Here is a 13,579-nt window from a genome sequence, read left to right as displayed (position 1 = left end):
ATTCAAACCTACTGTGGCTTTTCCCAATATTTCGTAAAAGTCAAACACAATAAAATAATAAAGGTTACATAATTTGAAATTATAAAGGCATACCCCAAAGAATCCTCCATAATACCAAAATATTGAAAGACAATTACAGCCGGCAAACGAATAATCCAAAGGCGTATACAAACAAGAATCATGACAAGGTTTGTAAGTCCTGCTCCAATCAATCCTCCAAAAAACCCCTGTTGCAATCCATATCCAACAGCCCCAATTGATGCCAATAATAAATAATTATTAGCATAATTTATAACTTCTAAATCATCTGTAAAAACTCTTATTATAACTTCTCTAAAAAATATTATGAATGAATTAACCGTAAACAATACCACCAAGGAAACAAAAAATCCTTTCTTTAAAGCATCTCCCACTCTAGCAATATTCTTTGCACCGAGATTTTGTCCAACAATTGAAATAATTCCAGTACCAATGCTCATTCCAGGAAGAAGCAAAAAGGCAATAATGCTATTTGTAAGACCATAAGCAGCTAAAAATTTTGGACTTATTCTAATTACAAAGTAATTAAAAATTAAAAAAGAAATAGAAATCATCATCTGACCAAAAGCTGATGGAAGCCCTAAACTTAAAATATTTCTTATCATAGTAATATCTGGAGTAATATCTTTCAAACCCAGCTTAAGTCCACGATTTAACCTATAAGTTAAAAACAAATAAGAAAAAACAGTTGTTAACTTTGAAAAAAGAGTAGCCCAAGCAGCACCGGCAATACCTAGATTAAAAGTAAACATTAAAATTGGATCAAGAATAAAGTTAATAATATTGGCAATTAAAACTATCATCATCGAAATAATGGTCTCTCCTTGAGAATTTAATATGTATATAATAGAAATACTCAAAAACATTACAGGTATCGCACATATTGTGACATAAAGATAAGACTTCGCAAGCTCTTTAAGTTCGCCTCTTACAACCAAAAAATCTAAAATAAAATCTATAAATATCAAAATAAAAATTGTAACAAATAAAGATAAGATGAAATTTAAAAACACCAATTGCCCTGCATATCTTGAAAACTTTGAAAAAGCCCCTTCTCCAATACATTTAGACATCAATGAAATACTTCCTGTAGCCATCCCCATGGCAAGAACCATAATAAGAAAATTAATAGGCCCAGTCAAAGACAGTGCAGCAAGAGCCATAGCACCGAGCTTCCCAACATAAAACATATCAATAACCTCATAGAGAGCCTGAATAATATTGCTGACCATGATAGGCAAACTGATGACCAAAAAAACTTTATATAAATTTCCTTCTAATATTAACTTTCTAGTTTTAGTATTGCTACTTAACATCCGAATCTTACCCTTCATTCATTATATTTATTGAACTGTAAAGCTTTATAAAAAATAAATTTTCTTATTTGATTTTAAACTACAAATAAAATAGAGTATTACAACTTCTCTTCTTCCAAGTACCACTAATAACAACAACTAAAGTAACAAAGAATCCAAAATAATGTAGAATCAGAGCAAATACCCAAATATACTCAAAATTATATCAAAATAACTAAGAACTAACATATTAGGCTTGCAACAAGCCACAATTTAACGAAGGTCACAATAATTACTATATTAGCCATCCCAGCTTCTCTTTACTTTGTTTGCATCAAGATTTTGTCCGATTATAGAAGATAGAGCAGCTCTGAAAGCCATCGCAGGGAAATACAAAAATGCATCTAGAATATGGGAAATGACATATTCAGCCAAAAAAGTTAATCCCAACTGTCACAATAAATACATTAAAACCCAGGAAAGGAAAAGATATCATAACCTGCGACCCAAAGCCCAAGTATGTCCACTTTAAGCATCTGGATTAGATACTTAAAATCAGGAATCAAATCTTTAACATAAATTTTAAAACCTTTATCAAAACCAAAAGCCACAATGGGATAACTTACAACAGTAATCAGCTTTGAAAAAAGAGTAGTCCAATCAACTCCTGAAATACCCAAATCAAAAGTAAACATTAAAATTGAACCAAGAATAAAGTTAAAAACATTTGCAATTAAAACAATTCCATTGAAATAGCTATAGATCCTATTGTATTAATTATAAACACAATAGACATGCTTAAAAACATAACAGGAATTCCATAAATAGATATAGAAAAATACCGTTTAACATAATCTTTAATTTCTCCAGTTGCTCCAACATGCTCCAAAATAGAACCAACAAAAATAAATACCAACACAGCAACCAATACAGAAATAATAAAACTTAATGTTAATAGTTGTCCTGAATACTTAGAAATTTTCTTATAATTAGCATCGCCAAAATTCCTAGCTTAAGATATACTACCCACATCTATACCCATACCCAAAGACATAATAAGATAAATCAATATGCCCTTGCAACAAGAGCCATAGCACCAAGATTTCCAAAATAAAACATATCAATAAATTCATAGAGAACCTGAATAATATTAGTAATAACCAAAGGTAAGGCAATCACAAAAATTATTTTATACATGTTTTCAGTAATAATTAATTCTCCTAACTTGACTTGTTTTGATACCAAAAGAATATTATCCTTTAAAAAATAGAAAAATAAAATTTCTATTTTTCTCTCACTCGCTTGATTTTTGCTCCCAAGCTAGTTAATTTATCGACAACTTCCTCATATCCTCTCTCAATCTGATAAACATTTTGAATTCTACTTTCCCCCTGAGCACAAAGAGCTGCAATAAGTAAAGACATACCAGCCCTAACGTCAGGAGAAGATAAAACATCTCCCTTAAGAAGTGTTTTTCCTGTAATTACCGCACGATGGGGATCACAAAGAACAATCTGAGCACCCATTTTTATAAGCTTATCTACAAAAAACAATCTCGATTCAAACATTTTTTCAAAAACAAGAACAGTTCCGCTAACTTGAGTAGCAGTTACTATCATTATACTCATAAGATCTGTTGGAAAAGCTGGCCACGGACCGTCATCAATCTTAGGAATATGTCCTCCAAAATCTAATCTTACCTTTAAATCTTGCTTTCCCTTAACGTATATATTTTCTTCGTCACACTCAAAATTAATGCCAAGTTTTGCATATACATGCCTTATTAAAGTAAAATGTTGAGGATCAGCTCTGTTAACCTCAAGTTCACCCCCTGTCAATGCAGAAAGGCTAACCAGAGATCCTACCTGCATAAAATCAGCCCCTATTTGAAACCTAGTCCCACTCAATTTTCTAACACCTATTATTTTAATAATGTTAGAACCAATGCCCGTAATATTAGCACCCATAGAATTCAACATATTACACAAATCCTGTACATGCGGTTCACATGCAGCATTCATTATCACGGTCTCACCAAAAGCAAGAACAGCAGCCATAACAATACTTTCAGTAGCAGTAACTGATGCTTCATCTAAAAACATTGTAGCTCCAATCAATTTATCCACTTCTAAAACAATCCGTTTGCTATCTATTAATCTAGCACCAAGCTTACCAAGTCCATAAAAATGAGTATCAAGGCGCCTTTTCCCAATGACATCCCCACCAGGAGGCGCAAGATCAATCTTGCCACATCTAGCAAGAATAGGACCCACAAACAAAATAGAAGCTCTAATTAAATCCGTTAAGGAAGAATTCATCTCAGTTTTAGTAATATTTAAAACCTTAATTTTAACAATACCATCTTCCCTTACAACTTCAGCGCCTATGTCCTTTAAAATACTAAGGACAACTTCTACATCCTTAATATTTGGAATATTTTCCAAAATAACCTCTTCATCTGTAAGTAGTGCTGCTGTAATACAAGGCAAAGCCGCATTCTTATTGCCACTAGCTGTTATTTTTCCACCTATTTTAAAACCACCCTCTACAAGATAGCTATACATTCTGCCTCCAAGCTAAAAAAGCTCACACAAATAAAACATATTATCGACCCTAAAAGTAATATTTCAAATATTATTTCTATTCTGGAGACTATCATTAAAATTGATATACTCCCTTACAACCTCAACTAATGCAGCCCTACCATCATCTCCAATTTCAACTATAGCACCATTAAAGCCAAGCCCCTCCCAAGATTCAGTAAATCGATTATTTAAAAACCCTTTTAAAAACTTATCTGTCTCAAATTCAGGAACATATCCAATAACACTATTCAAACTACCAACTCTACCAAGATCAGTAATAACCGCAGCACCATCTAAGGTTCTAAGATCTGCTGTCAATATCCTCTTCCCAATACCCAAACAAGCACTAACTCTAGATTTCAAATAAAAAAACATAGCATTAACCTCAGCTGTTGTGCTTGAATCAAAAAGCACAACTATATTATTAGTATGTAACTTTATCTTTTCATAAAAATAATCAAAAGCAAAAAAAGGACTATTAAATTTATATTTTGTCATACCTGTTTGTCCAACAAGCCTAATTACAGTAAGCCTGTTACCACCAACATTGTAAATAAAATAAGAATAACCTTTCAATTTGGTAGGGCAATTGAGAGGTTTTAAAATGAAATTATATTTATCAAGATCATCACCCAGCCCAGATCTTGCAAATGCATTTTCTCCTAAGGTTAAGACATCAATGCCATATTTCTTTAGTAAGAATGCATGTCTTTTACAAAGTCCTCTAAGTCCCGTAGTAAAATTATTACCAGATATTACAAAATCAATTTTCTTTCTTGATTTAAAAGAAGACAAAAAATTTTTTATTACAATAATACCGGGCTTGCCTACAATCTCCCCAGTAACCAAAACTCGCAAAGCCACCAAAACCTCTCTTTATTTATCTAGATTGAAAAACTTAGAAATAATACTTTTTGCAATAATATTAGATAAAAAATAACTTATCACAATTGAAATAATAATCATAAACAAAACTAAAATAAACTGAAAAAAAGGAGAGACAATAATATTAAGTTTAGCAATACAAAAAAATTCAAGAAAAAAAATTAAAAACATTAAAGATAAATTAGTTAATGAACACAAAATAAAGTATAAAATGTTCATAAGTTCAATTCTTTTTGTTTTTTGCAAACAAATCATAAATTATAAATAAAGTTATTCCTACAACAACATAACTGTCTGCAAAGTTAAAAGTTGGCCATCTCTGGAGCCCAAAGATGCCAAAAAATTTTACATCCAAGAAATCTACAACTCCTAAGGGCCTAAGCAGTCTATCAATAATATTTCCAATACCACCAGATAAAATTAATAAAAGAGAAATCTTGGCCATTCTATTCTTTTCATTTAAAGAAAAATAAAAAACAAAAACTAAAATAATAATAGGTATTATAAGAAAAAATAGACTTTTCAAACTAGATCCAATATTAGAGCCCATTGAGAACAAAATCCCAGTATTTCTAACATGTATTATTTTAAAAAAATCCCCAAAAAAAGATAAATATTCAGAGCCAATCTCAACATGTTGAACAATGAAATACTTGGATAGTTGATCAAAAAATACAAAAACAGAAATAAATATACAATTCTTAACAAACTCAATCCTAGTAATATTCATACAAAATCCTTATAAATTAGTATCTCTTAAAATAAAATTAACCTCTAATTCTTTCTGGTTCTTAAAATATTCCATTAATTTTATTAAACCAAATGTTTCAGTAAAATAATGACCAGCAAATATTAAGTTTACACTACACTCCTCTGCTAAAGAATATATTTGATGAGAAGTATCCCCTGTTATAAATAAATCAACGCCATGTTCCAAGGCTTCTTCAAAAAAAGAATATCCAGAACCACTAACAATTGCTACCTTTCTAACAGGCTCCTTAAATCTTTTGTAATAAAGAATATGTTTATTATGAGCCTCAATTTTTTTCAAAATTTCAGAAAAATTACAATCGGCAATAGAAATAATACCTAAATTAACGCCTCTATAATTTGCAAAAGGAATGGGACTCTTAAAACCAAGAAAATCGGACAATACCTTGCTATGAGAATAAACAGGATGTGCATCCATTGGTAAATGAGCAGAATAAAGAGCTAACTTATTATCAATAAGACATTTAACTTTTTCATAGATTACAGAAACAATCCTCTCTGATTTCGACCAAAAAATACCATGATGAGTTATCAAAAAATCATATTCCTTAGCTTCCTGCAAGGTCATCATACTAGCATCAACGGCAAAGGCAACCTTTTTAATCTCAAATCCTAAATCGCCTACCTGGAGCCCATTAAGACTCTTATCAATACCCTCATAATCCTTTACCTTAAATATTTTATCCAACTTGGATGATAAGTCTTTAACATTCAAATCAAACTCTCCAAATTAATGCGTAACTTCTTTTACCCTTAAGTCTTCTATGAGAGTAAAGCTTGTGACTACAATAAGTACACAAACCTGAATCTTCAATATCTAAATTAAAATTAGAAATCAAACCTAAATTAAAATTAACATTATCAAAGTATATTTTATCATCCTTTTTATAAAAAGATATATCCAATAACTTATTGCTAAATTTTGAATTTATTTCTGCCAAAAACTCTGCAGATACTTCATAACAACATGATCTATTGTAAGGTCCAAAGAAAACTTTCAAATCCCCAAAATCTGATCCCATTTCTTCAAATATAAGCAACATTTTTAAAATAATGAGTTTAAAACTACCCTTATACCCACTGTGAGCAAGGCCAATATATTTTTTTGATTTGTCAAAAAAATATATTGGCAGACAATCCGCATAGTAAGCAAGAAGAGCAACATTACAGGAAGAAGAAACAAGCCCATCTCCTTCCTGAAAATTAACAAAATCATCAGAAACTTTATAAACAATATTTGTATGTAATTGTTTTAAATATTTTATTTTCTTATCCTTAGGAATAAAACTTAAATTATTATTATCAATGTCTTTCACATCTAAATCAAAAGGTTTTTTAGTATAGATTAACTTAATGCTAGAGTCTAATTCAAACTCATAGTAAAGTTTCCTCTCTATTATTCTCACAATCTAAACTCTTCTCCAAGATAAAGCTTTTTAGCCCTTTCACTATTAATAATATAATCAACATTACCCTCATCAAGTACCTGTCCTTGATAGATAATATAAGCCCTATCTATTATATCAAAAGCATCTCTTACATTATGATCTGTAATTAAAACGCCAATATTCTTACTCTTTAAAATTTTTATTATATTTTTTATATCACCAATAGCTATAGGATCAATGCCTGCAAAAGGTTCATCAAGTAATAAAAAATATGGATTAACCGCCAAAGCCCTAGCTATTTCAGTTCTCCTTCTCTCCCCACCAGAGAGAGTATACGCCTTTTGATATTGTATTCTCTTTATTTCAAATTCTTTAAGAAGATTGACAAGTTCCATTTTACGCTCAGCTTGAGATAAATCCTCACGTCTCTCAAGAGCAACTAAAATATTGTCCTCAACTGTAAGCTCCCTAAAAATAGATGCATCCTGTGGTAAATACACAATCCCTATCCGTGCCCGCTCATACATGTTAAGACCAGAAACATCATAATTATTTATCAAGACACTCCCGCCATTAGATCTAATAAAACCCACAATAGTATAAAAAGTTGTAGTCTTCCCAGCACCATTTGGCCCAAGAAGACCTACAACCTCACCTTGGTGAACATCAATAGTAATTCCATTAACAGCCACTTTCTCGCCATATTTCTTAACAATACTATCCGCCTTAAGAACAATATCACTAGAAGTACTAAGACTAAGCCTTTCTTTTATTGATTCTATTTTATTTTTCTTCCCCAGAAACATCTTCCTCCATTTGAGTAAACTTACCCTCCACACTTCCTTCAAGATTATATTTATTAGTCTCTGTATTAAAAATTATCCTTGAAGCAGAATAATAATTATCATCTTGATAAATCATCGGAACGCCTTCAAGAACGATCTCTTTTTCGTCCTTGTTATAAATTCCATTCTCGGCCCTTGCAAAAGTATCACCCTTATATATTTTAACAGAGTACTGCATAATATAAATATTTGTCTTATGACCACCTTCAATCCTTTCGGCCTTAACAACAAGCTCATTTTCCAAATCTTCAAGCTCAACGCCTTTTTCAAGATAAAAATTATCTAACCTTCTATTAAAAAATAAAAATTGCGCCTTAACATTCATTTTGTTCTTATAATCCTCATAATAGACATTACCACGAGCTTCAATATAAGAACTCTCCTCGCCATAAATTTCAATTTCATCAGCCCTAAGCTTAAAATCAGATGAAATCACTTCAGGATTTCCCTTTAAAACAATCCTCTTATAAAGGGAAGACATAATCCCATGAGAAAAATCCGCTCTAAAAGTAAATTCATTCTTCTTTGAACTGTCTATAGATTTCAATTCCTTAGCCTCACGAGATTGCTTCTTCTCTTGCGCATAGCCACTAAACAAAGAAATAAAAACTAAAAAAACAATAATACTTCTCATCTTACTATCCCTTCCATACCAGAATAAAAGTAAAAATTATTATTATTTAAAAAATATACAAACTCCTTTCCGATTATGTTGCTATCATTAAATCTAACAAGTACCACCTCATTTGGAGGTGAGAATAGCTTCTTATCATTATCCCGCCATAAAAGTCTATTGGTACTAATCAAATAATAGTTACTCATATCTTCTATTTTTAATTCTACAGAATCTCTCATATCTAAATTTTTTGTAATATGAGAACCTTCTAAATTATTAAATTTACCCGAAATCTTATTATCCAAAGAATGATATAAAAACCTTACATTCTTCAATTTATAAAGCTTGTAATCATGAAAATAATTAAAACTCAAAGATTCCAATGCCGTTTCTTTCTTCCCTCCTACAATATTATGGTAACTCATTCCCAATATCTGTATTGAAGGAGTCTCCTTGACAGCCTCTGACCTACTAGAATACTCATTGTAATCGAAAGTACAGTTTAAGAGAAACAAAAGTGGAAAAAGAGAAAACAAAATGAATCTTTTCATACAAATACTTAAAAAGTTTTCTCTAAGCTTTCTAATTAAAAAAGCAAATGCTGAAATTTTTGCATGACCTTCATCCGCCAGATTTAAGTAATGACGGCTCCCAATATCACATTCAAAAAACTCATAACATACCAAATTACCAAAAATCCTACCCAATCTGCAATTCTCCCAAAAAATAGCTCCTTTTTTAGCGATATCCAAGATTGTCATTAATAATCATAAAACAATCCTAAGGATTTTCACTCAAATTTCTCGTGTTCGATATTAGTATTTAAAATCAAGAATTTAGATTTTCTCTTATCTATTTTTTCAAACAATATAATAACTCTTTATAGCTTTTATTTCTGAATCCATAAAAATTAACATTTTCATATTGATCCAAAACGTTTAAACATTACTTTGTTATTTTATCTACCAAGGCCATTATAACAAGCATCATTTTAATTGAAAGAAAATATATATTCTCCCTAATTTAGTCAAATTTCCATTATTGAAACTTACTCTAAGACTGACATAGTTATCTTGAGTTAAAGAAATAATATTATATCTCTCAATTTCTAATAAAATTACCTAAATAATGAGCAACTTTTCTGTAAAATTAATTAAACTAGGATGAATACTATCAATAAATATTATTAATCAAACTTAAACCAAAAATAATGCTCCTCTTTAAATAAAAGGTTCAAAATAATTATTAAGAATAAGAGAAAATTACTTAAAACAAATTCTTTTGCCCACTAATATTTCAATATAAGCCTTTTAAAACTTAACATTCAAATCAACCATAATAATGCTCCAGGTAATCGTCTCTTTTATAAGTCAAAATTTCATCTTCTTTAAACCAAATCGGTATCTCACGAAGGGCATCCGCAACATTAGCAGAAGCATGAATTACATTATAAATTGAAAACTTTTTCTCATTCGCATAGTTAAAACTATGATAAGAAAAATCACCTCTTATCGTCCCAGGAGAAGCCGCTTTTGGCTCTGTAGGACCACAGAGTTTTCGAACAACTTCAATAGATTCAACACCCTCAATTACAAATACAAAAACTGGCGAACTCATTATAAAATCAATTAAAGACTCCCAAACAAACTCGCCATGTCTTATGGCAATATCATTATACAAATAATGAGCCTCGGCCTTTTCCCTATCAACTAAAATCATTTTAGTTGCCACTATTTTCAAACCTGCTCTTTCAAACCTAGAAATCACACTACCAATCAAACCTCGTCTAACACCATCAGGCTTAATAATACATAAAGTTTTCTGTATTAAAGTAGACATAAAAACCTCCCAATATCGCGAATACAAAGCCAGTTAATTGCAAAGTATGATTAACTGACTTCCCAAGTATCAATTTCACAATACACAGTAAAAGACCATAAAAATCATAGAATTTTTTAAAGAAACTAAACCTTTAAAAATTAAGATATCAATACAAAACCAAATAACAAAATATCCCAATGTAACCAACTGAGCTAAATAAATATTGCTCATAGTTGAAATCTAGCCTCAAAACTTATAAATTAAAATAATTAAACCAAAATTAATCTATAAAATAGAGGAATACTTAGTACAACTCTTAAAATGCCCCTAAAATAACCAATTGCCAAATTTTATATTTTAAGCCTCAAACGAAAAGCCCTAAGGGTAGTAATTTTGTCTGAGCTACTAATACTCCCTCCAGCGGGAAGGCCAGATGCTATTCTTGTAACATTAATATCTAACTTATTCAAAATGCTACTAATATAATTGGCTGTTACATCCCCTTCAATGCTAAATTCTGTAGCAACAATAACCTCTCTAGCCCCAACCTCCCTAACATATCCTTCCAGTTTATCAAGATTTAACCTACTAGGCCCGATGTCCTTTAAAGGGTCAAGATGCCCATGAAGCACAAAATACAATCCGTCATATTCTCTAGTAGACTCAACAACTTCCAAATCTTGTGGTGTTTCTACAACACAAATTAAATCTTTATTTCTATTTAAATCCGTACAAATATCACAAAATTCCTTCTCAGAAAAGTTGTAACAATGCCTACACTTCTTTATCTTAGAGTGGAGATTAATCAAACTTTGTCCAAGATTTTTTGCATACTCCTCATCATTAGATAAAATATCATAAACCATTCGTACTGCTGTCTTTTTGCCCATGCCTGGCAACTTAGAAATTAAATCAATTAAATCCTTTATAATCAAATCTTAAATCCCAAACGGAATAGAGCCCATTGTTTTTGTTTTTATCTCTTCCTTAACCTTAGAAATAGCATCATTGAAAGCCGCTTTTATCATATGTTCAAGGGCCTCGTTATCTAAATCGCTAAAAAATTCTTCCTTAACTGTAACTTTCTTGACAAGAAACTCACCATTCATCTCAACAATGACAACATCACTTCCTGCTCTACCATAAACACTAATTTGAGATATTTCTTTTTTAATATTATCAATATTGTCTTTAAAATTTGACATATTCTTTAAAAAATCTAATGGATTTACTGACATACTTCTACTCCTTTATCTCACTTGCTCCAAAAATGTTTTTGACCCTCATTACCCCATTCTCAAGCTCATCATTACTGCCTTTAAAAGATTTTAAGAATATAACATTCAATCTAGGAAACTCCTCACAAAATTCAACCCTTATTTCATTCTGATAAGCCTGAAGCTGATTATACTCAAATACACTAAAAACCTTATAATAAAGCACGCCATTGTCAATCAAAATCTCTCCTGAATACATTAAAGTTTGAACATATTTAGATACGAAATAAACAAACCTTTCCTTAATTTTATTATTCTCTTCTGCCTTATTAGAACTATCTGCTGTCTCTATAAAAATCTCATCAATCTCATCACGCTCTAAATTCGTAGATGCTCCAATCTCAGTCTGCAAGGTAGTTTCAATTTTATCCGAACTAAATTCTTCTGAGGGAGCATATTCTAATTCTTGTTTTAAATCTGTGTCATTCACATTAAAATTAACCTCACCGCATACTTTATCCTCAATATCCTGAATTTGGTTAATCAAAATATGATTTGGAACATAATTTTTAAGTCTAAGTATCTTAATAAAATTAATCTCAAGTTCATACTTAGGATTCACTGAAAACTGTAAATCCCTATAAGTTTCAAGCAATACGCTGATACTTCTCTCAACATGATTTAAATCAAAGCTTAATAATTTTTCTCTTAAATTCTCAGATTTAACCCCAATAAAAGTAAGATTTTTAATATCTAATTTTAAAAATAATATTTCTCTAAAAAATTCAATCGCATCAAGAAGAAATTGCTCACATGAAATTCCCGTTAAAAGAGCATTATCTAGGACATGAATTAATTCCCTTAAATCCTCATTAAGAATGCTTAATGCTAATTTTTCTAAAAATTCATCACTGGTCAATCCCATCTTAAATCTTATTTGTTCAAGTTTTATGTCAGCATTACTAAACGAAACAATTTGATCAAACAGAGTATAAGAATCTCTAACACTCCCTCCACTTTTATAAGCGATCCACCTTAAAGCTTCATCTTCATGTTTAATGTTATCTTCAAGGCAAATGCTCTTTAACATCTCATAAATCTTATTTAAGGGCAAAAGTCTAAAATTAAAATGTTGGCATCTACTCTTTATTGTATCTGGAACCTTGTGTACTTCTGTAGTAGCAAAAATAAAAACAATATAACTCGGAGGCTCTTCAATTGTCTTTAAAAGAGCATTAAAAGCAGAATTTGAAAGCATATGAACTTCATCAATAATATAAATCCTATATTTTGAACTAGCGGGGGGAAACATTATTTCTTCTTTAATCTGCCTAACATCTTGTACAGAGGTGTTTGAGGCACCATCAATTTCAATAACATCAAGACTACTGTCATTATCAATAGATTTACAACTAGGACACATCCCACAAGGCGTAATTGTTGGTCCCACCTTGCAATTTAAACACCTTGATAAAGCCCTTGCAGAAGAAGTTTTTCCAACGCCCCGTGGACCTGAAAATATATACGCATTTGCTATTTTATTATTTTCTATTGAATGTTTTAGGGTTTCAACAACAAAATCCTGTCCCTCAAGAGAATTAAAATCTCTGGGACGCCTCTTAATAGCGGTACCTCTTGAAGATATCATCCCACCTCTCCATACACAAACAAAAATCTTACTTGAATCTTAAATTATATAAAACAAAAAACATTTAAACAATAAAAACTGCCCTTCGAATTATAAACGCATTACCAATATTGCCCTAATATTGATTTTATAAAGACTATACCTGCTTGTCGCGAAAAAATAATAAACCTAAGACTTACGCACTCACCAAGTAATTACTTACCGCTGCTACCTTCCAGTCCTGACGGGATTAGGTAACACTCAATAGTGCGGATCCTAGGTATCGGAGAAAATGGGATTCGAACCCATGATACACTCTCGTGTATACACGCTTTCCAAGCGTGCGCCTTCAGCCACTCGGCCATCTCTCCAAACTCAATAATTTCCGTGCCCAAGAGGACTTGAACCTCTGACCTTCAGAACCGCAATCTAACGCTCTATCCAGCTGAGCTATGGGCACAAATAAATATTAAGTTTATTGTAATAAAAA

The 13,579-nt window shown here is 31.1% G+C and carries 17 protein-coding genes, 2 tRNA genes, 1 other RNA gene and 1 pseudogene; all 21 read right to left on the bottom strand.

The window, feature by feature from the left end; genetic code table 11:
* Positions 1-8 precede the first annotated feature (8 nt).
* The 21 genes and pseudogenes from CR532_RS02500 to CR532_RS02405 all read right to left on the bottom strand — a co-directional run bounded on the left by CR532_RS02500 (position 9) and on the right by CR532_RS02405 (position 13,549).
* Positions 9-1,355 carry an MATE family efflux transporter gene (locus CR532_RS02500; RefSeq protein WP_108729247.1) on the bottom strand — a complete coding sequence of 449 codons (1,347 nt, stop codon included), beginning with the start codon at positions 1,353-1,355 and terminating at the stop codon, positions 9-11.
* Positions 1,356-1,634: 279 nt separating this feature from the next.
* Positions 1,635-1,769 (bottom strand): hypothetical protein, encoded by a 135-nt coding sequence (locus tag CR532_RS05455; RefSeq protein WP_259772298.1) that lies wholly within the window; start codon positions 1,767-1,769, stop codon positions 1,635-1,637.
* A 32-nt stretch (positions 1,770-1,801) separates the two neighbouring features.
* Positions 1,802-2,029, bottom strand: a complete 228-nt coding sequence (locus tag CR532_RS02495) for a hypothetical protein (protein WP_108729246.1) — start codon at positions 2,027-2,029, stop codon at positions 1,802-1,804.
* Between the two features lie 38 nt (positions 2,030-2,067).
* Positions 2,068-2,334, bottom strand: a pseudogene (locus CR532_RS02490) (MATE family efflux transporter); the annotation flags it as partial.
* Positions 2,335-2,399: 65 nt separating this feature from the next.
* Entirely contained in the window at positions 2,400-2,531 is a 132-nt protein-coding gene (locus CR532_RS05450) for a hypothetical protein (RefSeq protein ID WP_259772297.1), read from the bottom strand.
* Positions 2,532-2,617: 86 nt separating this feature from the next.
* The gene (gene murA, locus CR532_RS02480; protein ID WP_108729243.1) at positions 2,618-3,898 is read right to left on the bottom strand and encodes a UDP-N-acetylglucosamine 1-carboxyvinyltransferase; all 1,281 of its coding nucleotides are present in this window, start codon (positions 3,896-3,898) and stop codon (positions 2,618-2,620) included.
* A gap of 63 nt (positions 3,899-3,961) precedes the next feature.
* Complete coding sequence (locus CR532_RS02475; RefSeq protein WP_108729242.1) at positions 3,962-4,783, bottom strand: YmdB family metallophosphoesterase; 822 nt, start codon at positions 4,781-4,783, stop codon at positions 3,962-3,964.
* 12 nt (positions 4,784-4,795) lie between these two features.
* A complete protein-coding gene (locus CR532_RS02470; RefSeq protein ID WP_108729622.1) occupies positions 4,796-5,023 on the bottom strand; it encodes a hypothetical protein in 228 nt (75 codons plus the stop codon).
* Positions 5,024-5,027: 4 nt separating this feature from the next.
* The gene (gene lspA / locus CR532_RS02465) at positions 5,028-5,534 is read right to left on the bottom strand and encodes a signal peptidase II (protein WP_108729241.1); all 507 of its coding nucleotides are present in this window, start codon (positions 5,532-5,534) and stop codon (positions 5,028-5,030) included.
* A gap of 9 nt (positions 5,535-5,543) precedes the next feature.
* On the bottom strand, positions 5,544-6,290 hold the full coding sequence (locus CR532_RS02460) for a Nif3-like dinuclear metal center hexameric protein (RefSeq protein ID WP_108729240.1): 747 nt from the start codon (positions 6,288-6,290) through the stop codon (positions 5,544-5,546).
* 1 nt (position 6,291) lies between these two features.
* Entirely contained in the window at positions 6,292-6,981 is a 690-nt protein-coding gene (gene pgeF, locus CR532_RS02455; protein ID WP_108729239.1) for a peptidoglycan editing factor PgeF, read from the bottom strand.
* On the bottom strand, positions 6,978-7,769 hold the full coding sequence (lptB, locus tag CR532_RS02450) for an LPS export ABC transporter ATP-binding protein (protein ID WP_108729238.1): 792 nt from the start codon (positions 7,767-7,769) through the stop codon (positions 6,978-6,980). The genes pgeF and lptB overlap by 4 nt, the downstream gene beginning before the upstream one ends.
* On the bottom strand, positions 7,747-8,442 hold the full coding sequence (locus CR532_RS02445; RefSeq protein ID WP_108729237.1) for an LptA/OstA family protein: 696 nt from the start codon (positions 8,440-8,442) through the stop codon (positions 7,747-7,749). The genes lptB and CR532_RS02445 overlap by 23 nt, the downstream gene beginning before the upstream one ends.
* Positions 8,439-8,975: a hypothetical protein gene (locus tag CR532_RS02440; protein ID WP_108729621.1), complete on the bottom strand. Its 537-nt coding sequence runs from the start codon at positions 8,973-8,975 to the stop codon at positions 8,439-8,441. The genes CR532_RS02445 and CR532_RS02440 overlap by 4 nt, the downstream gene beginning before the upstream one ends.
* 778 nt (positions 8,976-9,753) lie before the next feature.
* Complete coding sequence (locus tag CR532_RS02435) at positions 9,754-10,263, bottom strand: nucleoside-diphosphate kinase (protein WP_108729236.1); 510 nt, start codon at positions 10,261-10,263, stop codon at positions 9,754-9,756.
* A gap of 332 nt (positions 10,264-10,595) precedes the next feature.
* On the bottom strand, positions 10,596-11,180 hold the full coding sequence (gene recR, locus CR532_RS02430) for a recombination mediator RecR (RefSeq protein ID WP_108729235.1): 585 nt from the start codon (positions 11,178-11,180) through the stop codon (positions 10,596-10,598).
* A gap of 3 nt (positions 11,181-11,183) precedes the next feature.
* Positions 11,184-11,483 (bottom strand): YbaB/EbfC family nucleoid-associated protein, encoded by a 300-nt coding sequence (locus tag CR532_RS02425; RefSeq protein WP_108729234.1) that lies wholly within the window; start codon positions 11,481-11,483, stop codon positions 11,184-11,186.
* Positions 11,484-11,487: 4 nt separating this feature from the next.
* Positions 11,488-13,110, bottom strand: a complete 1,623-nt coding sequence (gene dnaX, locus CR532_RS02420; protein WP_108729233.1) for a DNA polymerase III subunit gamma/tau — start codon at positions 13,108-13,110, stop codon at positions 11,488-11,490.
* Between the two features lie 163 nt (positions 13,111-13,273).
* An RNA gene (ffs, locus tag CR532_RS02415) (signal recognition particle sRNA small type) lies at positions 13,274-13,371 on the bottom strand.
* A gap of 2 nt (positions 13,372-13,373) precedes the next feature.
* Positions 13,374-13,460 (bottom strand) — tRNA-Ser (locus CR532_RS02410).
* 15 nt (positions 13,461-13,475) lie between these two features.
* A tRNA-Arg gene (locus CR532_RS02405) sits at positions 13,476-13,549 on the bottom strand.
* Between the last annotated feature and the right edge of the window lie 30 nt (positions 13,550-13,579).

Origin of the sequence: Candidatus Borreliella tachyglossi (assembly GCF_003076595.1) — a bacterium.
Classification (GTDB): domain Bacteria; phylum Spirochaetota; class Spirochaetia; order Borreliales; family Borreliaceae; genus Borrelia; species Borrelia tachyglossi.
Note: the sequence above shows the minus strand (reverse complement) of the source record. Positions and strands in the feature narration are given on the sequence as shown.

What these genes read in the sequence shown, in the direction of transcription:
- CR532_RS02470 (WP_108729622.1), bottom strand. Translation starts at nt 5,023, where the DNA reads ATGAACATTTTATACTTTATTTTGTGTTCATTAACTAATTTATCTTTA.
- CR532_RS02440 (WP_108729621.1), bottom strand. Translation starts at nt 8,975, where the DNA reads ATGAAAAGATTCATTTTGTTTTCTCTTTTTCCACTTTTGTTTCTCTTA.
- CR532_RS02500 (WP_108729247.1), bottom strand. Translation starts at nt 1,355, where the DNA reads ATGTTAAGTAGCAATACTAAAACTAGAAAGTTAATATTAGAAGGAAAT.
- CR532_RS02435 (WP_108729236.1), bottom strand. Translation starts at nt 10,263, where the DNA reads ATGTCTACTTTAATACAGAAAACTTTATGTATTATTAAGCCTGATGGT.
- CR532_RS05450 (WP_259772297.1), bottom strand. Translation starts at nt 2,531, where the DNA reads ATGTATAAAATAATTTTTGTGATTGCCTTACCTTTGGTTATTACTAAT.
- lptB (WP_108729238.1), bottom strand. Translation starts at nt 7,769, where the DNA reads ATGTTTCTGGGGAAGAAAAATAAAATAGAATCAATAAAAGAAAGGCTT.
- CR532_RS02425 (WP_108729234.1), bottom strand. Translation starts at nt 11,483, where the DNA reads ATGTCAGTAAATCCATTAGATTTTTTAAAGAATATGTCAAATTTTAAA.
- CR532_RS02445 (WP_108729237.1), bottom strand. Translation starts at nt 8,442, where the DNA reads ATGAGAAGTATTATTGTTTTTTTAGTTTTTATTTCTTTGTTTAGTGGC.
- lspA (WP_108729241.1), bottom strand. Translation starts at nt 5,534, where the DNA reads ATGAATATTACTAGGATTGAGTTTGTTAAGAATTGTATATTTATTTCT.
- murA (WP_108729243.1), bottom strand. Translation starts at nt 3,898, where the DNA reads ATGTATAGCTATCTTGTAGAGGGTGGTTTTAAAATAGGTGGAAAAATA.
- dnaX (WP_108729233.1), bottom strand. Translation starts at nt 13,110, where the DNA reads ATGATATCTTCAAGAGGTACCGCTATTAAGAGGCGTCCCAGAGATTTT.
- CR532_RS02495 (WP_108729246.1), bottom strand. Translation starts at nt 2,029, where the DNA reads ATGTTTACTTTTGATTTGGGTATTTCAGGAGTTGATTGGACTACTCTT.